The following is a 21844-nucleotide window of genomic DNA, read 5'->3' as shown; positions in this document are numbered from 1 at the left end:
TATACAGGTAAATGATAAAAGTTTCGCAAATACGAAGTGATTATCGCCTGGATCTAAATGTCATTCTTCAAATATCTGGAAGCGCTGTCATTATTCCTGGAGATAAATTAATAAAAACAATTGTGGATTTTATAGACCTGGTCTTTATAATCATGCCATTTAGTACTTATCCTTGTGGGATCAAACACGATGACTGACTTAGTTCAGCAGTTGGCAAAAGAACTTGCCGTACGTCCAACTCAAGTAGAAGCTGCCATCAAACTTATTGATGAAGGTGCCAGTGTTCCATTTATTGCACGTTACCGTAAAGAAGTAACGCAGGGCCTAGACGATACGCAACTTCGCCAGCTCGACACACGTTTATCGTATTTACGTGATTTGTTTGAACGCCGTGAAAAGGTGATTGAATCACTAAAAGAACAAAATAAATTAACAGATGATTTATTGGCGCGTGTAAATGCGGCTGAAACCAAGAATGCGCTTGAAGAGATCTATGCGCCGTACCGTCCAAAGCGTACCAGCAAATCTTTCAAAGCTAAAGAAGCGGGTCTCGGTCCGATTGCAGAGAAAATCTTTGCTGAAGCGGTTGATCCTGCCGAAGCAATTGTTGGCTTTAGCCATGAAGATTATCCAGATCTGGAAAGCCAGCTAGATGCGATTCAGCACATCCTGATTGATGACTGGGCGCAGAATATTGGGTTGACTACTGAGCTGAAGGCAACATTTGCAAAAACTGCCATTTTAAAAAGTTTAGTTGCGTCTGATGAGAAAAAAGAAGTTGGCAAAAAGTTCCGTGATTACTTCGATTTCTCAGAAAATCTAAATAAAGTACCTTCACATCGTTTATTGGCGATGCTACGTGGCCGTCAAGAAAATGTATTGGGTTTAAAAGTGGATGGTGAAGATGATGCACCATTGGCACGTATTGAAACTGAATACAATCTGGATACGATCCAGCCACAATCCCGTCAGGATTTCCTGAAGCAAACAGCGAAACTGTTCTGGCTCGGTAAAGTTCGTCCAACCATCGAACACTCTTTATTGACTGAAAAACGTTTGGCTGCTGAATCTGAAGCAATGAACGTATTTGCAGAAAACTTACGTCATTTACTGTTATCTGCGCCTGCTGGTGCACGTACGACATTGGGTGTAGATCCTGGTATCCGTACCGGTGTAAAACTGGCCGTTGTAAATGAGTCTGGCGATGTGTTGGCGCATAGCACCATTTACCCATTTGCACCGAAAGAAGATAAAGAAGGCTCATTGGCTGAACTTGCGCGTTTATGTCGTGAATTTAATGTTGACCTAATTGCGATCGGTAATGGTACGGCAAGCCGTGAAACTGAAGCACTTGTTGCTGAAATGATGGCAGCAAATAGCGATCTGCAAGTAACGCGTGTTTCTGTTTCGGAAGCAGGTGCATCAGTTTATTCAGCATCTGAACTGGCTTCGCAAGAACTTCCTGAGCTGGATGTATCGATCCGTGGTGCAGTATCAATTGCGCGTCGTCTACAAGATCCACTAGCTGAGTTAGTGAAGATCGATCCTAAATCGATTGGTGTAGGTCAGTATCAACATGACGTCAACCAAACAGGTTTGGCGAAAACCCTTGAAGCTGTAGTCGAAGACTGTGTGAACTCAGTTGGTGTCGATGTGAATACAGCATCTGCTGCGATCTTGGGTTATATCGCAGGTCTGAATAAGTCAATTGCACAGCAAATTGTCGAATTCCGTAAAGAAAATGGCCGTTTTGACAACCGTCAATCTCTGAAAAAAGTACCACGTTTAGGCGAGCGTACTTTTGAACAGGCAGCAGGCTTCCTACGTATTCAAAACGGTTCTGAACCACTCGATGCTTCTGCAGTGCATCCTGAATCTTATGCGTTGGTGAGCAAGATTGTTGAAGCAAAAGCAACGACTGTAAAAGGTATCATTGGCAATACTGAAATCATTCGCCAAGTAAATGCTGAAGAGTTTGTAGATGATAAATTCGGCCTGCCAACCATTCAGGATGTATTGAGTGAGCTGGAAAAACCAGGTCGTGATCCACGTCCAGAATTCCGTACAGCGAAGTTCCGTGATGACATCACTGAAGTGGCTCAGCTAACTGAAGGCTTACAGCTGGAAGGTGTAGTGACCAACGTAACCAACTTCGGTGCATTCGTAGACGTCGGTGTGCATCAGGATGGTTTGGTGCATATTTCTGAACTGGCGAATGAATTTGTGGCTGATCCGCATAAAGTGGTGAAACCTGGTCAGATCGTACAAGTTCGTGTTCTGAATGTTGATGTTGAACGTAACCGTGTCAATCTGTCGATGCGTCCTGAAGGTTCAGAAGCGCCTGCGAAGCCACAGCGTCAGTCACGTCGTGAACAGAATAATGAGCAACGTGGTGAGCGTAAGCCTCAAGGTAAACGTCCACAACAAGCACGTCCGCAAGGTGATCGTTCTCAAGGCAAGAAACCTCAGTCGGCTAAACCACAAGAGCAAAAAATTGGTGGCTTAGGTGCATTGCTATTACAGGCAGGGATTAAAGGTTCGAAATAATCTTTAATTTCAAATAAAAAACCTCCCAATTGGGAGGTTTTTTATTACGGAACTCTAGCCATTAATGATCGGAACAATCCAGCTAGTAATAATCAATAAAATACCAAGATGTCCCAATTTTCGTGTCACATAAACCAGCTTTGAAGGCGCATTTTCTAGCTGTCGTGCATATTCTTCCATGCTAATGCCATGTTTGCCGCGGTTGCTGTACAGGAACACGCCTAAATCCAGACAGATCAGGATAGTACCAATATCCGCCACCAGTTCCATTAGTTCAAATTGTTGGGTATACAATGACATCCCAACGCTATAAATCAGATAAAGACCAAAGGCCAAACATGCATATTGCAGGACAACTAAAAATTTCTGCATAAAACTCAACAATTCAAAAATAAAAACGATTCTACTCTTAATTCGGGACAGGGCGGTCAATTACAAGGGCTGCATCACTTCAGCAAATCTTTGTTTCTCGACCAGTTCCAGAAACTCATCTCCCAGACGCTGGCTTTCAGCAATATATTCTTTCCAAAGCTTGATACGTTGTTTTTGATCGAGTCCTTTTAAAGTAAAGTCCTTACGATCTGGCAGGCGACCCAACGGTAAACTTTGCAGATATTCTTGCGACGGAGAGATGAGCAAGGTTCGTGCCTGATTTTCAGGATTGGCAGTACGTTTAAATAGCTTGTCGAACCAGCCTGGCGTAATGCTATCAGTAAAGTGAGGGTAGAGCACGATGCCTTCAGTCTCAAAAGGTAGGTCAATATGATAATCAATTAAACCACCATCACGATAGCTGCCTCGTGGCGCATCAGGAATGTCACGAATAGCAGCCATGACCCCAGGAATTGAAGCAGAAGCCATCAACCATGGCAGCACACTCTGTTCGGTCAAGGTCTGATAATGCGTGCTAAAACTATCATCTGCAATCTTAAACTGATTCCCCATTCCTGGCTGGCTAATCACACGTTGCATAAAATGACGGCTATGTCGACGTCCTAACGCAGTCGTCCCTACAATCCCTGCGATGGAGGTAAATAAAGGTAAGGTTTTATCACTCTGGAAAATGTGTTGGGCTTTAATCGAAAGTACAGTCAGGTGATAGTCAGGATGATTCACCAATTCAGCTTCTTTACCTTGTACCAATGTTTTAAGCATCTCGAGACAGACATTACTCACATCCTGACGACTCATTTTTTTATGAAAGCTCAAATTGGTGTAGAGCTCACCCAGTAATTCAGTACCTTGTTTTGCCCCATGTGCTGCGATACTGGCAAAACGCCAGCTACCAATAGAAGATCCGACTAAGGTGCGACGTTGTGGCGTACGTTGCAGAAAATCTCCAAAAATGGCCTGATCCAGTCCCTGAATACCAATACCTTTTGGACCACCTGCCGCACCTGGAATAATATCCACCTGTGCCGGCTGTAAACCTTCCTTTAAGATCAATTCACGCGCCAGATGGCCGGCACGAATCTTTAGGGCAGGGGCAGGCTTTTGCAAAATCTGTATCATGGCACTGCTATAGGGAGTAAAGGTGAAGTCATTTTACGGTAAAGCGGATAAAGCCCAATGGCGAGAAGTGTCCAAAGGTGACTTTAGAGTCATCAGGGAATAAAAAAGCCTGAAGGATTCAGGCTTCTTTACCACAGAAGAAAGTCTTATTTTACGATTCGCCAAACTGCCAAAATACTAGCCAATAGAATCAGTATGATAGAAATAAACCAAGGTGAAATAATAGCAACAGAGAGCAAAATTGCCATTAAACTGCCAAAAACCCAGCTGCGTTTTTGCTGGTGTTCCATCTGCAGGCGCATACTTTGCAATTCATTGAGTTGTTTGGCATGCCAAGCAGACTGATTCTTGAGGCCATTCAAACTATCAATCATTAAAGTTGGGAAGTCTTGCGCGCCTAAAAGTAAATCAGGAATTTTTTGACCTAATTCTTTTAGGTTCTTTTGTGGATTCATCTGGGCTTTGACCCAATCAGTGAGGATCGGTTTAGCCAAACTCCAGATATCCAGTTCAGGATAAAGATCAGTTCCTAAACCTTCCACATGCACCAACGTTTTAAGTAAAAGCATTAATTGTGGTGGAATTTCCAAATGGAAACGACGCGCAATATCCATCACCTGAATCAGAATGCCAGCAAAGTCCAGCTCATGCATTGGCTTGGACACCATTGGTCCCACAGTGCGGCGCATTTCACGGGCTAAGGCATCTTGATCAGTACCCGGTGGAATCCAGCCGGCCTGATGCACAATCTGAATCAGCTGCATGAAGTCGCTGTTCATTACCGCCAGTAGCATACGCGCCACGGTCATCTGGTCATGCTTGGACAGCTCACCCATAATCGCACAGTCCAATGCAATAAAGCGTGGATTGGCTGGATTAATGGTTTCTACAAAGACATTACCCGGGTGCATGTCCGCATGGAAAAAGTTGTCGCGGAACACCTGAGTAAAGAAGATAGTCAGACCTTTACGTGCCAGATCAGCACGATCCATACCCAGCTTGTCAAAAGTTTCAATATCCGAGATCGGTACACCGGTAATGCGCTCAGCCACCAGTACATCCTTGCTGTCCATATAGACTTCAGGCACATACATCATGCTGGAACCAGTAAAGTAATGGCGCATGCGGCGGGTATTATCCGCTTCCAGAGTCAGATCCAGCTCATTCAGAATAATCTGGCGATAATCCTGAATAATTTCTGACAAGTGCAGGGCGCGTGCTGCTTCCAGACGCTTTTCAAGAAAATCACCTAACCAGCTCAGAATCTCGAAATCCTGCAAAATCTGATTACGGATATTCGGGCGAGTCACTTTCACCACCACTTCACGCCCATCATGCAGGGCAGCGGTATGCACCTGTGCAATTGAAGCTGCAGCCAGAGGCTGAGCATCAAAACGGGCAAATAGGGTATTCACGTCTGCTTTCAGCGACTCCTGAATGCGCATCTTGGCCACATCATTATCAAATGGCTTAACGCGGTCTTGCAGCAATACTAACTGTTGCAGCACTTCAGGCGGAATCAGGTCACGACGGGTTGAAAGCAACTGTCCCATTTTGATCGCCAAAGGACCCATTTCCTCTAAAGCTTCTTTCAGCTTAAGCGGATTTTTACGCTCACGGCTGGACCATGCAGCAGGGTGCATGCGAATCAGAGACAGGATATGGCGACTTTTTTCAGGGAGTTCTTCCGCAGGAAACAACGTATCGAGTCGATAATGCGCAGCAATGCGCCAGAGTTCGAGTAAACGTGAAACATGCGGAATCATAAAGTGGTGTACCTAGTTCTGAGTTGAATCTTGTTGATTTTCAATTTGTGCTTGAAGCTGACGAATCTTGGCTTCGACACGATCAATATTTTGATTAAGTATACGCGTATCTTGCTGTAAATCATCCATTTGCCAACGTGCAGCAAAGAGGCCGCTGTCTTCTTTAAGCGTGTCTTCCATAAAGAATAGACCGCTTTGCAGACTGCGTTTGAGATGTTTAGGTGCCAGTTGCAGCTTGCCAATTTCATGTGCGAGCGTTGGTCCGATCCATGGGCTGAGATGAGCCGCCAGATCCGGTTCAGCTTGCTGCATGATGCACTGGATTTCCTGCAATAACTTGTAGTCACCTTGCAGGGGAATATTGCCAATTTCATCTGAAAGCAGCAGTTTTAGCAGCTCAACGACATTCCTGACTTGCAAGGTCGCAGTAGCTTCAGAAATCTGTGCAGCATTATTTTCATAAGGACGCTGTTCAAAGATCGAAGCAGCTTCGGTATGTCCAGTTGCAGTTGGCTCGAGACGAACTTTGCCATCATCAAAGAATATATCGACAGAAAGCTGCGGTGAGGCAATCACCACGCGCAGCATTTTGCCAGCCAATGCATTTAACGGGATGCGGGTAATTGCATCCAGATCAATGTAATGGTGAATCACACGTTCAACGGCACCCAGTGCCAGAATTGACCACATGAATGGGAACCTTAAAGTTTAAAACCGCGGTGAACAGCAACGATACCACCAGTTAAGTTGTGGTAGTCACAATTCTGGAAACCAGCATTTTCCATCATGCCTTTTAAGGTACGTTGGTCTGGGTGCATACGAATTGATTCTGCCAAGTATTTATAGCTTTCAGAATCATTGGCAATGATTTTACCCATGATTGGCAAGGCAGTGAACGAATAGAGGTCGTACAGTTTCGAGAATGGTTCAAAGACTGGTTTAGAGAATTCTAAAACAAGCAGACGGCCACCTGGCTTAAGCACGCGGTACATCGCAGCCAGTGCGGCATCCTTATCGGTCACATTACGCAAACCAAAGGAAATGGTTAACAGGTCAAAACTGTTGTCTGCAAATGGCTCTAAAGTTTCGGCATTGGCCAATACGAAATCGACATTGGTACAGCCCGCATCAATCAGACGGTCACGACCAACGTTTAACATTGATTCATTGATATCTGATAATACGACATGACCAGTTGGACCAACTTCACGGCTAAATACTTTCGCCAGGTCACCCGTACCACCCGCGATATCCAGCACATGCTGACCACGACGTACACCTGACATGTTAATTGCAAAACGTTTCCAGAGACGGTGAATACCGAAAGACATCAAGTCATTCATGATGTCGTATTTGCTAGCGACTGAATGGAATACTTCAGCAACTTTTTGCGCTTTTTCTTCACTGCTGACAGTCTGATAACCGAAGTGAGTGGTTGGACCCACATTACCAGTATTCGCACCACGTGGCAGATTATATTTCGGTACGCTACCGGTTACTGGGGTATCGGTCAGGCGTTGTTCTAGCGACTGTTGCTGACCTTGTGGCGCACCTTGTGGGAGTGGTGCAGTTAAGAAAGGACTCACTTTGTCTGTTTGTTGTGCCGACTCGGGTGTAGAGGTAGGCGTAGTATTTTCATTCGACATTGGAGTCACTCCTAACATATCAATGGGGTTAATCTTGCATGCGTGCATGGACTGCATAATGACAGATTCTAAGATGTTATACAGCAATCATCATGCAATTGTTATGAATAATATACAGAAAAATTTATCTCTCGTTGAAATCTCAGCCGAAAAATCACTCTCAATTGATTGGGAAAACGGATGAGAGACGGCTTGGTTTTTTATATCTTTCTTCTGATGCTTTGCACCATAGCTTAATTAAATGGTGACTTAAAACCTACTTAGTCTCTTGTAGGTTTTTACTTACACTGATTCAGGTTTTTAGCGTCTATTTGATCTGATTGAAAATTCATATGATAAGTTCATCAGGAACAGGAAGTTCCCCAGAAGAATAAAAATAGATAAATACAAGGAAAGTAAGGTACGACAGGAGTTATACCAAGCGAACCAATACGGAAAACCCCGGCAGGATGCCGGGTTTTTTCATTTTGTATCCAGAATTTTTAAGAGTCACTCAGTTTATGGATAAACTGGTTTTTACCATAGCGAATCGACAGTTGCTCCAAGTCATAATAAAGCCCATCTCCCAGTGCATAATCACCACGCTCAATGGAAATAATCCGCTCTTTATCTGTGGTGATGACAATATGGAAATAGCCGATCTTTAACTTGCATTTCAGATCATGAATAAGCACGGTCTGACCGTATTCATCCAAAGATTTATAGCTTTCGATCTGTATATCTTGAGCATCAATTTGATAACTGTCTGCTGATGATCTCGGGTTTATTTGCACATGGCCACGAATAGATAACGCTTTGTACCCCATTTAAGTTCCCCCAAATATTTGTTTGTATGGGTACATCTATAAAAAACCAAGATATACGAAAGCTTAAATAACACGGAGATGAATTGGAGCACTATGACTACATACGAATTAATTTATGTATTTTTTGCATAATTTTTCTAATTTTATTAGCGCTGAGCTGATCACAAATAGTTTTATCTCAAGTCAAAAATCACAATTATTTATATTTAATAAGGTATTGAGATAAGTTTAATTTTTTTAGTGTAAGCGCTTTTTAAATATCCTATTTCTTGAAACTAAAAAATCAGGCAAACATCTGCTTACCTGATTTTTGAATCTATATATTCAAAGTTTTCCAGCTTGCCCGAAATTATCGGAAAGGATTTAGATCACCGGCATGCACGCGATCAATAATATTACGTTCAGTCGCCGTAAATTCACGCACAAACTTTTCTGCAGACTTAAGCGGTTTCATGGCCTGGAAACCCTCTTGCATAAAGTCATACATCACTTCAAAACGGTATTTTTCTGCTGCGCCCTTACACATTTTAAATGCAGCTTGCACAATGAAGGAGCGCATATATTTATCCAGATGAGTTCCCAGTTGATCCAGCATGGCTAACTGTTTAAGACGGTCTTGGCCTTGATCCAGCTTTAAATAGGTCAGACGCATGATCTCATCGGTGAGCGATTCAGTCGGGTGATAATCTTCTAGCAATTGTTGTGCAACTTGTTCATCGAGTTGTACGGCAAGAATGGCTAGCTCTACACCGTGGGTGCCGGTCTTGATCGCATTATCCGGAATCAGCTTTTCTGCCTTATGTGCATAGCGTGTCAGGCGGGCAATCTGTTCTGCCAACCCATCGAAATCTGGTCCACCATAGAGACGGTTCAGGAAATATTCCGACATCAGCACATTCTGCTTTTCTGCAAACTGCTTGGCATGGGTACGTTGCATGCGCTGTTTTTGCCACAGCTGTACGTCCTGTAGGCGTTGTTGCAGTGCAGGTTGCTTATGATAATTCAGTTGATAATAACGTTCCAGAAGATCATCTAAAACCGCAAGTTTGGACATGGGGAGTTCAAATATGGTTATGGATGCGGGAATCTTAGAACGAGTTCGTATGGTGCGCTATGACAAATTGACCAATTACGCTGAATTTGCAGTCAATCTGCTGAAAAGATCGACAAAGAAGATCGTTTAAAAATCGTAGCGATCTCTATTCATTGGCTAAACAGGCTGTCTATACTGCAATCAAGAACAATAGATCAGACACAATTATGGCTACAGAAAAGCAACAATTTCAGCTGATTGCAGAGGACGAGTTGTCGGTCAAACTGATTGATGCTCAATATGCCCTGAAAGATACGCGCGGGCAGAAAAATGCCAAAAGTTTGGTAGTGCTGGTTAATGGGATTGAACTGGCGGGCAAGGGTGAAGCTGTTAAGCAATTAAGAGAATGGGTGGATCCACGTTATTTACGGGTAAAAGCAGACCGACCGCAGCCTCTAAATGAAAGCCAGACCTTCTGGCAGCCTTATGCACGTTTTATTCCGGCGGAAGGGCAGATTATGGTGCTGTTTGGTAACTGGTATACCGATCTGCTCAGTACCGCCATGCATGTGGCTAATCCTATGGATGAAAGCATGTTTGATCATTATGTCGAACGCATGCGGGCCTTTGAACAAGATCTGAAAAATAATCATGTCGATGTCATCAAGGTCTGGTTTGACCTGTCCTGGAAATCACTGCAAAAACGTCTAGATGATATTGATCCGAGCGAGATGCACTGGCATCGCTTACATGGTCTGGATTGGCGTAGCCGCAAGCAATATGATGCAATCCAGCGCTTGCGTCAGCGCTTTACCGACGATTGGATTATTATTGATGGTGAGGATGAAACCCGGCGTGACCAGCAGTTTGCCCAGACTATTCTGGCGGCTTTGGAGCATTGTCCTGAACATCTGACTGAGAGCAATAAAAAATGGCAGCAGGCATCTATTCCTGAAATCCTGCAACAGCCCCCGCAGGAGGAAGTGGATAAGACCACCTATAAAGATGAGCTGAAAAAACTGAGCCAACAGGTCGCCAATACTATGCGTATGGATCGCCGTAATGTGGTGATTGTCTTCGAAGGTATGGATGCAGCCGGAAAGGGCGGTGCAATCAAACGGATTGTCAAAAAGATCGATCCACGTGAATATGAAATTCATACCATCGGCGCGCCAGAAAAATATGAATTGCGCCGTCCTTATCTATGGCGTTTCTGGACCAAGTTACAGCCGGAAGACAAGATCACCATTTTTGACCGTTCATGGTATGGACGTGTCTTGGTCGAACGTATTGAAGGTTTTGCCAACGTAGCAGAATGGCAGAGAGCTTATGATGAAATTAATCGATTTGAACAGGACCTGTGTGAGGCGCAGACCGTGATTATCAAGTTCTGGCTCGCCATTTCTAAAGAAGAACAAGCTAGCCGCTTTAAGGTGAGAGAACAAACTCCGCATAAACGCTTTAAGATTACTGACGAGGACTGGCGGAATCGGGAACGATGGGAGGATTACCTGCAGGCTGCGGCAGATATGTTTGAGCATACCAGTACTGATAGTGCACCTTGGCATGTGATTGCTACCGATGACAAAAATAGCGCACGTCTACAAATTTTAAAAACCATACTAAAACAGCTTGGCGTAGGGTAATCCTTGCCAAGCTGTTGTAAATAAATATTGATCAATTTATACAGTTTTAGCCTGCTGTTTCTGCTGAATGTTCTTGGCCAGTTTATAAGAATCTTCGACATGAGCTTCGGCCACTTTTTTCATGATGACATAGCCTAAACTTGCAGCAATCAGTTGACCACCCAGTGGAATAAATTTGGTCACCTGCTTGGTAATATATTTAGCGGCGACATTATTGATGGATTTTTTCACTGCCGTACGTGCAACAACAAAGCCAGAAAATTGTATGCCGCGTTTACGTATTTCATCCCATTGAACTTGCTTGGTTTTTGGATCAAATACGCTGATTTGTTCAGGTGCCAAACCGAATCGAGCATTGATTTCAGGGATCAGCTGTGACAGGATGCCGACGTCAATCACGACATCAAGAAACGGTACCGGAATCACCGCTGCGCCCGCAGACATGTAGGCACGTTTCTTAATCAGCTCCAGGCACTCTTCACGGATCTGTTCTAGATTTAAACTTGGATCAATCTGATCAGGAATTTTGTCTAATTTCATGGGCAATTACCTAAAGCGTCCTGTTGTTATTTTGCTAAAAAAGCATCCTTAAGATGCTTTTTTCAAAGAAATTTTTCCACTTAAGTGTAGATTAAAAGTGGCATAGACAGAACAGGGTGTATAGTAAATAATCTTTGTTGTTTTGTAGTATTGCCTTCTTTTAATCTGGGGAACCTATGGCTATTCATGTTATTCAAAGTCAGAAAATTGATGTGCTTTTGGATAGCATGCTGCTGGTCACGAGCCAACAGAAAAAGACCGCTTTTCAGGTGCTTGAGCCACAGCATTTCATTGTGCCATCACCCGCAGTTGAGGCCTGGCTAACCCAAAAAATTGCCGAAAAAAAAGGCATTAGTGCCAATACAAAATTTCACCATCGGATTCGTGCCTTTCAGTGGACGTCTTATCAATGGGTATTGAACGCGCAAAAAGAATTAGAACAGGTGCGTGAAGCCAATATTCCACGGATTATTATCAAATGGCGTGCTTTTCAGGCGCTACGCAAGACCATTCTCGCGGATGAAATTCCACTAAAATCCCAGCATCCGCTGTATTCGATCGTGAAGCGGATTTATGACAGTGCCGACCGTCTGGAACAGTCGAATGAACGCCTGCTCAAAAAACAAAGCATGCTGTATTGGGTTTGCGAGCAGGTGTCGCGCCTGTTTAGCCACTATATGGATTATCGCGGTTATTGCGCACGGAATTGCCCACCGCAACGGTGTAGCTGTCCAACCAACTGGCTGAATAACTGGGGACAGGATCTGCCTTTAGACATCGAGCAGATGTTGTATATCCCCAAGGATGAAAATGGCCAAGAAATTCCGGTTGCGGACTTTGTCAAAATTCAGGCACGTGAACTGGAAGCCTGGCAACGCTGGTTGTGGCAAAACGTATTTCAGGATGACTACGCTAAAATCCTGGAAATCGAAAAACTGTACTGGGAGCGCATCGAAAACCCGGAAACCCGAGCACAGGCATTAAAACAGCTACCATCTCAAGTGGTGGTGTTTAGTATGCTGGAACTGCCACCGGCACAGCTGGACTTTCTGCGTCGTTTGGGTCAGTACATCGATATTTATATTTTCCACTTTAACCCGTCGCAGGAATACTGGGCGGACAGTGTCGATCCGAGCTGGAAATCACGTTATGATCTGGGTGTACAGGAACGTTTTATTCGCAAATATGAGCAGTCGCGTGGACAAAAGCCAACTGATGCAGAAATTGCCGCTTTCTGGCAAAAGTTCCAGCTGAATTTTAATGCCGAAGACCGGGAATCACGTCATCCATTACTGACCCGGTTTGGTAAGCAGGCACGAGATCACTTCTCGTTATTATCTAAACTGTCGTCGGGTGAGGAAGGGCATTGGGCCGATGCCTTTGTTGATGATTATCAGGATCATCTGCTGGCAAAAATCCAGTCCGATATTCTGTATCTGGTGGAGCCAGAACGGCATACCTATCCGCTTAAACCGGATGACACGTCGGTACAGATTCATGTCTGTCATTCATCACTACGTCAGCTGGAAGTATTGCGAGAGCAGATTATTCACTGGTTGGCTCAAGGCACGGAAGAAGCACCACGCCAACCGAGTGATATTCTGGTCCTCAGTCCAAACCTGAAAGAGCTGGAACCGGCAATTCGCAGTGTCTTTGCACCACCGCCACGTGAGCGTGAAGGTAGCCAGTCGCGTTTGCGCAAAAACAATATCTATCTGCCGATTCAGATTTCAGGGGTGTCACGTCTGGATGTTAGCAATGCCTGGCGTGCAGTATTAGGTCGTATTCAGCTCATGCACCGCCGTTTCACTATTGAAGATTTTGCCGACTGGCTGAGTCTCAGCGCTACCCAGCAGTACTATGCGCTGGATTATGCTCAGGTAGAACGGATCATTCAATTGCTGAGTGATGCTGGCTTCAAGCGTGGACTGGATCAAGAGCACCTACAGCAGCAGCTGTATGAAGGCGATGAAGATTATCGCTTTACTTTCCGTTTTGCCTTGGATCGTCTGGCGCTGGGCATGGCGGTGCCGGAACATCAGCTGTTCGATGATACGTTGAGCTATGCCAAGGTATTGAGCAGTGATTTCCCACTAATTGCGACCTTGATCCAGATTTATCAGGATTTCAACGAGCGTCGTGGCTGGCTGAAGGCACATGAGCAGGGTCAGCGTACGCCGGTAAAAACCTGGCTGGAATATCTGAATCGGGATGTGAATGAATTCCGGAGCCGTGGTGTTGAGTCGCTAAAAACCGTCGCAGAAATCATTGAAAAGCAAATGCGGATGCTGACCTTGGCCGATTACCACGATCAGGATGATCCGAATGCGATTCAGGAACTGGTGGCTTTAAGCCTGCCGCTGCCATATGTGCTGGAAGAAATCCAGAACAGTCTGGACATGCAGCTGGATCAGGCGGAACCGACCGGACAGATTACCTTTAGCCAGATCGGACAGATTCGTCCGCTGCCGTATAAGCTGGTGGTGATGCTGAATCTGGATACCGGTAAATTCCCAAGCCGCAACCAGCAGCTGCCATTTGACCTAATGAGCATTCTCAAGCCACAGCTCGGTGACCGTTCCCGTCTGGATGATGATCAGGGCGCTTTTCTAGATGCCTTGCTGCTAGCCCAGGAAAATCTATGGCTATTTTATAATGGCTTTGATGTGAGTGATGGTGAGGTACGTGATTCATCGACTTCATTGCAGGAGCTGATTCAGCATATTGCCCTGATCTGTCACTCCGAACATCCGGATGCGGATGTCGATGTAATGACCGAAATCAATGGTCTGCCAGTCGCAGCACATATCCAGCAGCTTTATCACGTGCATCCTCTACAGCCCTTTGACCCGGTTGGTTTTGGTACGCCAAGAACCCCGCGTTTTCAGGATCAGTGGCATGATGTGGCAACTTTCCTGTGTAAAGCCGAAGGGCAGCGTCGTAGCTGGATCAATACTCATTGTCCACCAGTGCAGCAGGAACAGATTCAGATTCTGCGTGGTGATGAATGGATTCGGGACATGACTTTCCCGGCTCGGCTGTTCCTGAAAAGTGTCGGTATTTCCAGCGTGAAATATAAAGACCTGCCAGCGGCACAGGAGCCGTTATTGCTGGATAAGCTGCAGCAATATCAGGTGCGGGATTTTCTGCTACAACAGGAGCAAGAGATTGATACCCGGCTGATGTTGGATCGTTTACCCGTCGGCAAGACTCAGGAAGCCACCTGGCTGAGTACCCAGCAGGAACAGGAAGCGTTACAGCAGCGCTTACTACAGCTGGATAAGAAGATTACCCGGACGACCCAACAGAATTATCGCTATTCATCCAATCTGATTCTGCAAATTACTGTGCCACAGCCAGTGAATGCTTCGTACTGGCTAAGTATACAGTCGACATCAGCCTCGGAGCGCCGCCGTGCGCATATCTGGCTGGAATATCTACTCTGGCTGGCATATTTAAATGATGACAGCTATACCGCAGAGCTAGAGCGGATTGTGGTGTTCAGCAACAAGACGGTGAAATTTTGCAAGGTAACGTCCTCTCAAGCTAAAGAATATTTATCGCACTGGTTTAAGGCCTGGGAAGCGGGTCAGCAACAGCCTGTGGTATTGCCAGCTGAACTGATCTTGAAAAAAGACTGGCAATGGGAAACCAATGAGCAGGGTCAGATGATCATCGGTGATCTGGATAAGCTGCTGGCAACCTGGAACAATACTTATGAAAGTGCCCGACCACTGAGTTCGGATGAATCCTGTGTGCTGCATCAGGACTGGCAGTTTATTTTGCAGGATCAGGACCCGGATCAGGCATTGCAGCACAGCCTAATCAAATTTGCCTATGACCTGTATGCTCCAATTCAACAACATTTAGAGTGGGTAAAATAAATGACCATGGCCCCTCAGCATTCCAAGATTTCCACCAATCCGATTCAGGACATGACCTTTAGCGGTCTGCACTGGATCGAGGCTTCCGCGGGAACCGGCAAGACCTATACCTTGTCCAGTCTGATGGTGCGGATCTTTCTGGATAAATACTATCCGCATCAGGTGATAGCGACGACTTTTACCCGTAAGGCAACAGCTGAACTAAAAAGCCGGGTACGTGCGCGCGTGGAAGAAACTCTGCGTTATATCCAGCGCTATCAGCATCTCACTTCTGTAGAAATGGCACAGCAGATTGAGCAGGAATCTGATCCACTGTTCCAGAAAGTGCTGAAAGATTATGGTAGCCGGATGGACTATGCCCGCCGCCGTCTGGGATTGGTACTGAATCAACTGGATGAACTATTTGTTGGTACGCTGGACAGCTTTAGCCAAAAATTATTGCGTGAATTTGCCTTTGAAAGCGGTCGTATTGAACGGGCTGAACTGACCGAAGATCAGGACCTGTATATTCAGCAGCTGATTCATGATGTGCTGCGGGAATGGATTCAGCAGCAGCCGCAATATGTCATCAATCAGATGTATCTGCAGAACCAGCTGAAAGCACCAGAACAGTATGTCGGCCTAGTGCGTGATGCGCTGAACTTTAGCGCCAATCATTTCCAGCCAGTACAACATGTAAAATGGGACTTGAGCGAACTGGATGCCTGTATCGAGCAGTTGGTCAATATCAGCCCGGCAGAGCTGCTCAAGATGCAGACTTATTGCACCGAAACACCAAAGTATTTCTATAAAACTTTCCATGCAAAACTGTCGGAAATCTGCAACAATTTTTCCGACTGGGCGGTACAGCTGAGTGAACAGAAGGGCATGTGCTTTTTCGACCCAGAGCTATGCAAGTTGGTATTAAAACTATGTCATCTGCTGCGCAATAAAATCGATTTCCAGCCAGGCAAACAGCGTTTTACCAAAAGTTGCAGTGAAGAAGAACAGCAGTATTTCCTTAGTCATCCATTGATCTGCGCCATTGAAGAGTTATGTAAAGTCAAAGAGGCACTGGATAAAAAATTCAAACAGCTCACCGCTTATCTGGAATATCACTTGATTCGCAGCGTGCAGCATCGTTTGCCGCAAACCTTACAGAAGCAGGGCGAAACTACATTCTCCCAGCAGATCCGCACCCTGACTGAAGCGCTGCAAGGCGAACAAGGCCGCCGTTTTGCCCAGTTTGTGCAGTCACGTTATCCTCTCATTCTGGTCGATGAATTCCAGGACACCAACCAGGATCAGGACGACCTGCTGGCCAGAATCTGGCGTGATGCAGCACGGGTACAGTTGGGCTGTATGATCATGGTCGGTGACCCGAAACAGGCGATTTACGGGTTCCGTGGCGGTGACATGCTGACCTATAACAAGGCGCATGCCGATGTGCGCTTAAAGCAGGGCTGGGAATATACCCTGACCCAGAACCACCGGTCGGTCAAACCTTTGGTCGAAGTGGTGGATGCGCTGTTCCAGCGGCAGATGGATTTTGGTGAAAGCGTCATCTATAGCCTGATTCAGGCAGGCAGTCGACCACATCCAGATCTGATGGATGCGGGTCAAAGCAATCCATATCCATTACGCTGGATTCAGCTAGGAGAGCAGGATCATGAAGCTGATCAGGTCACCTGGAAAATCCGTGAATTACTGAATCAATCTGCACAGCAACAACTGTATTTCCAGCAGCAGGATAGTTCTGCTGTACTGACCGAAGATGACATCGCAGTATTGTCCTTTGGACACTATGCGTTGGAACAGGTGAAACAGCGTCTGCAGCGTATGGGAATAGCTTGCTACAAGGAATCCAAGCAAAGCGTGTTTGCCAGCAGCGTAGCACAGGATGTCGCTGCGATACTGACTGCGATCATGGATCCGTTTAATGAAGCCAAGGTTCGTCGTGCCTTGGTGACCCGACTGCTCGGCTTTGATTTGAAAAAACTGCTGGAACTGCAGCAGCAACCGGTTGGCCTCAGCACCTTTATTGCCGATTTCGAAGCGATCCGGGAAATGTGGTTCGACAAGGGCTTCCTGAGTGCCTGGAACTATGCTCTAAACCTGTTTGATGTCTGGACCAACTTGGTGGCGAGCCAGAGCATTGACAATGAACGGGTGGTGGTTAATTTGCGTCATCTGACCGAAATCCTATCGCAGCAAAGTGAATATTATCAAGGTGCACAGAAACTGTATCATTGGTATCTGCGCCAGTTGCAGTCACCGTCCGGCAAAGACAGCGAAAAAGAACGCAAGCTCTCTGGCGACCGCGGTGTGCAGCTACTGACCATTCATGCTTCCAAAGGTTTGGAATTTAAAGTTGTGTTCCTGATGGGCGCCGATGCCCCTTTTGATGTGAATAAAGGTAACCTGAATTTCTCGCTGGCAGGTCATGAGCAGGATGATATCCTGAACCAGTCACGGGTCATTGCCGTGAACCGTCAGGACCTGCATGAACATATGCAGCTGCAGAATGCAGCTCGTAATGCCGCAGAGAATCACCGGCTCTGGTATGTGGCGCTAACCCGTGCCAGTCACCGGGTCTATGCCCTACTACAGGATCAAAGTGGACAATCGGATTCCTGTCTGGCTTACTGGCGCGGGCAGGGGGAGCAGGTGTTCCAGCATTCGCTGAGCTGTGTAGAAAATACCTTAAGGGCTGAACCACCGCGTATTGTGGCACAGCAGCAGAAAACTACACCGGAATTGATCGCACATCCTTTGCCGGAACAACAGTTCTATCCACGTACCAAAACCAGCTTTACCGCGTTGTCGCGGCACCAGCTGCATACAGCAGTGCTACAGGACGATCTGGTCAGTTTACCTGAGCAGGCTGAAAGTGCCGCCGATGAAATCTATCTGGAGGCAGAGGCCGAAGTGCTGCTGCAGCCACTGGACTGGATCAAGCTGAATTTTCCCAAAGGTACTGTCGCTGGAACTTTCCTGCACAGCATTTTTGAGCATCTGGATTTTCAAGATAGTAGTTACTGGAATCTGGAAATCCGCCGTCGTTTCAAGAACACAGCACCGCATATCTGGATGGAACTCAAAGGCCAGTTCCAGCAGGATTTCCAGATTCTGGACAGGCTACAAGATGCTTTTCAGCAGCATTATCTGCAGGCCACCATTAACCTGAATACCTTGTTTAAGCGAGTAGCTGGCAATGCTGGATTAAAAGCAGAAGCCTTGGCTGAAGCGATTCTGTGGGTCATGGCCAGTGTCAATTACAAGCTACTGACCGGCATCCGCCTGCATGACCAGAGTGCTGCCTATCGTGCGAAATGGCATAGCTTCTTCCAGCAACCACCGTTGGACGTCAGCGGCTTCCTGCAGTTTATGACCCAGTTTGATCGTTATTTTCTGGAACTGGAGGATGATGTCTTTATTGAGCAGTTTGAACAGGAGTTGGGCAAGCTGCCACGAGCTACATCCAATGAAATCGTAGATGTTACGAAATTAATGGAGCAGTCGGTACAGCTGTTCTTTGAAGAGTTGAGCGAAGATATCTTGCTGAACTTGATGCATGATTGGGTCGGGGAAATTCTGAATACCCCAATCCAGAATGAGTTTCGCCTCAGCCAGCTGGACCAGCAAAACTTCCTGTCGGAATTCCCGTTCTATCTGTCTTTAAGTGACGCACCCTTGCAGATTCGCCAGATTCAGCAGCTGTTTGCCGATTATGGCCTGATCATGCCGGACTTTAATGAAGCCAAATCGGCACGTTATCTGACGGGGGCGATTGATCTGGTCTATTTTGACGGGCAGCGTTATCACATTGCCGACTACAAGAGTAACTATCTTGGGGCCAATCGAGAAGATTATCTGCCGGAAGCGATTCATGACAGCATGACCCATTCCAGCTACTGGTTGCAGGCGGCCTTGTATCTGGTGGCGATGCACCGTTATTTAAGTGCCAACCTGCAGGACTACGATATCAGGCAGCATCTCGGTGGGGCGACCTATTTGTATCTGCGTGGCATGAATGGACAGGCTGGACAGGGACTGTATCACTGGCAACCTGAGGTGGAATTCATCCAGAAACTGGATCAAATTCTGGGCTATTATGCGGTGAATAAATCTGCATAAAATGGCTAAAATTAAAAATTTAGGTAACAGAAACAGAATATTATCCTGTGGATAACTTTGAGGATAACTGTGTGGAAAATGAGCAAAATCACGTGTCACAGCTGGCTTCGCCCTTGATGCCATGGATCGAGCATTTATGTCAGCCGCCATTTAGCTCGGCACACTTTAGCGATGAAGCCAAACTGCTCATGCATGCCGTGCTGGAAGCCATACAAAATGGCAACAGCTGTATCGAGGCAACAGAAGATCAAGCTACCTTGCTGCACAATCTGGTGTGCCGTGGCGAGTCTGATCCGCAAGCGATTGCACCTTTTATTTTTCAGGATCAGCAGCTGTACCTGTACCGCTACTGGAAACTGGAACAGGTCGTCGCAGCACATGTGGCAAGGATTAAATCCCAGCAGTTAAAAGCGGTTCCCTTGAGTGAACGACATCTAAGCCTGCTTTCCGATCCACAGCAGCAGAAAGCCCTGGAAATGGTGGTGAGTCAGGGTTTCAGTATTATTACCGGTGGCCCGGGCACCGGGAAAACCTATACCTTAGCCCATATCATTGCCGTGCTAAATGAAAGTCTGCCCGAGATCCGGATTGCCATGGCAGCACCGACCGGGAAGGCGGCACAGCGTATGAAAGAAGCCTTGCAAAATGCCTTGAACAGTCCGGCACTGGCCCAGTTTGATCTGGAGACCCTGAAACAGCTCCAGCCGGTTACCCTGCATCGTTTGTTAGGTTTAGGCACCACGGCACAGCCACGATTCCATGCCCGGCAACCACTGCCGTATGACGTGATTGTGGTGGATGAAGCTTCTATGCTTGATTTAAGCCTGTCACAAATGCTGTTGGCCGCAGTACCGGATGGTGCTCGCTTGATTTTACTCGGGGATGCCAACCAGTTAGCTTCTGTGGATGTCGGAACTGTGCTCGCTGATCTACAGCAGGTACCCGCTTTGGCAAAGAATCGGGTCAATTTGATCACCACGCGTCGCTTTGCTGAAGGGGCCCGCATTGGTGCACTGGCACATTTTATTCAGGATGCTGATCCTGAGCATGATCTGCTGACCGAGTTTCAACAGCAAGTCGTCGCTCCTTCTGAGCTGCATGCGATTGACCTACAACAGATCGAAATTGATCATGTACAGCTGCAATACCTGCCTGAAAATATTCTACTGAATCAGGCTCAGCCGTATTATGATCAGCTGATGTATGGCTATCAGGGTTATGTACAGGCACTAAAAGCCGGGAAGGGCGACCAAGACTTTAATGCATTTGTGCAGCAGATCATCCAGCATTTTGATGATTACCGTATTTTGACCGCGATTCGGCATGGTACTTTGGGCCTGACAAAACTAAATCAGCAGATTGAACAGCGCGTGCTGACGTCAACCGGGCAGGTCAAACAGGGTGACTGGTATATCGGCCGTCCGGTGATGATGACCTATAACGATTATCAGCTTGGACTATCCAATGGCGATATCGGCATCTGTTTCCTGCGTGAGCATCTGGGGCAACGTCAGTTTGAAGTCTATTTCCCGAGCCTGGAAAAATGGGTACTGGCAACACGTTTGCCAAAAAGTATTGAAACGGCATTTGCCTTAACTATTCATAAATCCCAAGGTTCGGAATTCCGGCATACTGCTGTGGTGCTGGACCATAAGGCAAGTAATTTGCTGAGTAAGGAGCTGATTTATACAGCCATTACCCGTGCGAAAAAAGTGGTGACGTTGTTGGTAGATCGTGAAGCATTTAAGCAATCTTTAAGCCTTCGAACCATACGCCGCAGTGGTCTAAGTAAGAAAATCATTGAACATTGTCATAATTTTTCAGGTGATAGTTAGACTGTTTAATGTAAGCATATGCTTACAGTGATTCAGGAGATTTGCGGATAGAGCTTCATTGTTGTTTTTGAGAAGATGAGCCCTACAAAGAGCTCAACATGGAAAGTTGAGTATAATCGCATAATTATTATAAGAAAGTCGTCAGACAGCGAACTTACATTGATGTAAGTGAAAAAAGAGGAAACTTACAGCCGCTAAGCCTTGTAGTTTTGGGAGAGACTACAAGGCTTTTTTATATCTGGAGTTGATGGAAAGGTGGCGTAATTTCATAAATTATTTAGTTTAACTAAAACATGCATATAGGGTGAACTAGATGGGTTAAATATGAGATTTATGTAATATTGTTCACAATTTAAGTTAATTAATGTAAGAAAATACTTACATATAGATACGAAAAATGCGTCTATGAGTGGCTCGGTATTGTGGCAGAATCTACTGCATAGGGACGTTGATTAAGAACAAGGAAAGTTTTTATTAACAATAATAACTATAAAAACGCGATGCAGCGTAATA

General features: G+C 45.8%; 13 protein-coding genes. 5 read left to right on the top strand and 8 right to left on the bottom strand.

Going from position 1 to position 21844, the window contains the following annotated elements:
- Nucleotides 1-189: 189 nt before the first annotated feature.
- Nucleotides 190-2547, top strand: coding sequence for a Tex family protein (locus tag BS636_RS03940; RefSeq protein WP_099337609.1), 2358 nt, complete (start codon nt 190-192; stop codon nt 2545-2547).
- A 54-nt stretch (nt 2548-2601) separates the two neighbouring features.
- Here the strand turns inward: BS636_RS03940 and BS636_RS03935 are convergent, their stop codons facing one another.
- The 7 genes from BS636_RS03935 to BS636_RS03905 form a co-directional block, all read right to left on the bottom strand.
- Complete coding sequence (locus BS636_RS03935; protein WP_099337608.1) at nt 2602-2919, bottom strand: hypothetical protein; 318 nt, start codon at nt 2917-2919, stop codon at nt 2602-2604.
- A gap of 60 nt (nt 2920-2979) precedes the next feature.
- A complete protein-coding gene (locus BS636_RS03930; protein ID WP_099337607.1) occupies nt 2980-4059 on the bottom strand; it encodes a patatin-like phospholipase family protein in 1080 nt (359 codons plus the stop codon).
- Nucleotides 4060-4205: 146 nt separating this feature from the next.
- Nucleotides 4206-5825: an ABC1 kinase family protein gene (locus BS636_RS03925; protein ID WP_099337606.1), complete on the bottom strand. Its 1620-nt coding sequence runs from the start codon at nt 5823-5825 to the stop codon at nt 4206-4208.
- Between the two features lie 12 nt (nt 5826-5837).
- Nucleotides 5838-6515, bottom strand: coding sequence for a ubiquinone biosynthesis accessory factor UbiJ (locus BS636_RS03920; protein ID WP_099337605.1), 678 nt, complete (start codon nt 6513-6515; stop codon nt 5838-5840).
- A gap of 11 nt (nt 6516-6526) precedes the next feature.
- On the bottom strand, nt 6527-7471 hold the full coding sequence (gene ubiE, locus BS636_RS03915; protein WP_099337604.1) for a bifunctional demethylmenaquinone methyltransferase/2-methoxy-6-polyprenyl-1,4-benzoquinol methylase UbiE: 945 nt from the start codon (nt 7469-7471) through the stop codon (nt 6527-6529).
- A gap of 482 nt (nt 7472-7953) precedes the next feature.
- A complete protein-coding gene (locus BS636_RS03910) occupies nt 7954-8277 on the bottom strand; it encodes a hypothetical protein (protein ID WP_099337603.1) in 324 nt (107 codons plus the stop codon).
- A 349-nt stretch (nt 8278-8626) separates the two neighbouring features.
- Nucleotides 8627-9331 (bottom strand): FFLEELY motif protein, encoded by a 705-nt coding sequence (locus BS636_RS03905; RefSeq protein WP_099337602.1) that lies wholly within the window; start codon nt 9329-9331, stop codon nt 8627-8629.
- A gap of 206 nt (nt 9332-9537) precedes the next feature.
- On the opposite strand from BS636_RS03905, the gene BS636_RS03900 reads away from it, so the two are divergent.
- Nucleotides 9538-10956: a phosphate--AMP phosphotransferase gene (locus tag BS636_RS03900; RefSeq protein ID WP_099337601.1), complete on the top strand. Its 1419-nt coding sequence runs from the start codon at nt 9538-9540 to the stop codon at nt 10954-10956.
- 36 nt (nt 10957-10992) lie between these two features.
- Here the strand turns inward: BS636_RS03900 and BS636_RS03895 are convergent, their stop codons facing one another.
- Nucleotides 10993-11496: a hypothetical protein gene (locus BS636_RS03895; RefSeq protein WP_099337600.1), complete on the bottom strand. Its 504-nt coding sequence runs from the start codon at nt 11494-11496 to the stop codon at nt 10993-10995.
- A 176-nt stretch (nt 11497-11672) separates the two neighbouring features.
- On the opposite strand from BS636_RS03895, the gene BS636_RS03890 reads away from it, so the two are divergent.
- From BS636_RS03890 to recD, 3 genes are all read left to right on the top strand, one after another.
- A complete protein-coding gene (locus BS636_RS03890; RefSeq protein WP_099337599.1) occupies nt 11673-15380 on the top strand; it encodes an exodeoxyribonuclease V subunit gamma in 3708 nt (1235 codons plus the stop codon).
- Complete coding sequence (locus BS636_RS03885) at nt 15381-19496, top strand: UvrD-helicase domain-containing protein (RefSeq protein WP_099337598.1); 4116 nt, start codon at nt 15381-15383, stop codon at nt 19494-19496.
- A gap of 71 nt (nt 19497-19567) precedes the next feature.
- Nucleotides 19568-21331, top strand: a complete 1764-nt coding sequence (recD, locus tag BS636_RS03880) for an exodeoxyribonuclease V subunit alpha (protein ID WP_099337597.1) — start codon at nt 19568-19570, stop codon at nt 21329-21331.
- The last annotated feature ends 513 nt before the right edge of the window (nt 21332-21844 follow it).

It is taken from the genome of Acinetobacter sp. LoGeW2-3 (assembly GCF_002688565.1).
GTDB lineage: Bacteria > Pseudomonadota > Gammaproteobacteria > Pseudomonadales > Moraxellaceae > Acinetobacter.
Note: the sequence above shows the minus strand (reverse complement) of the source record. Positions and strands in the feature narration are given on the sequence as shown.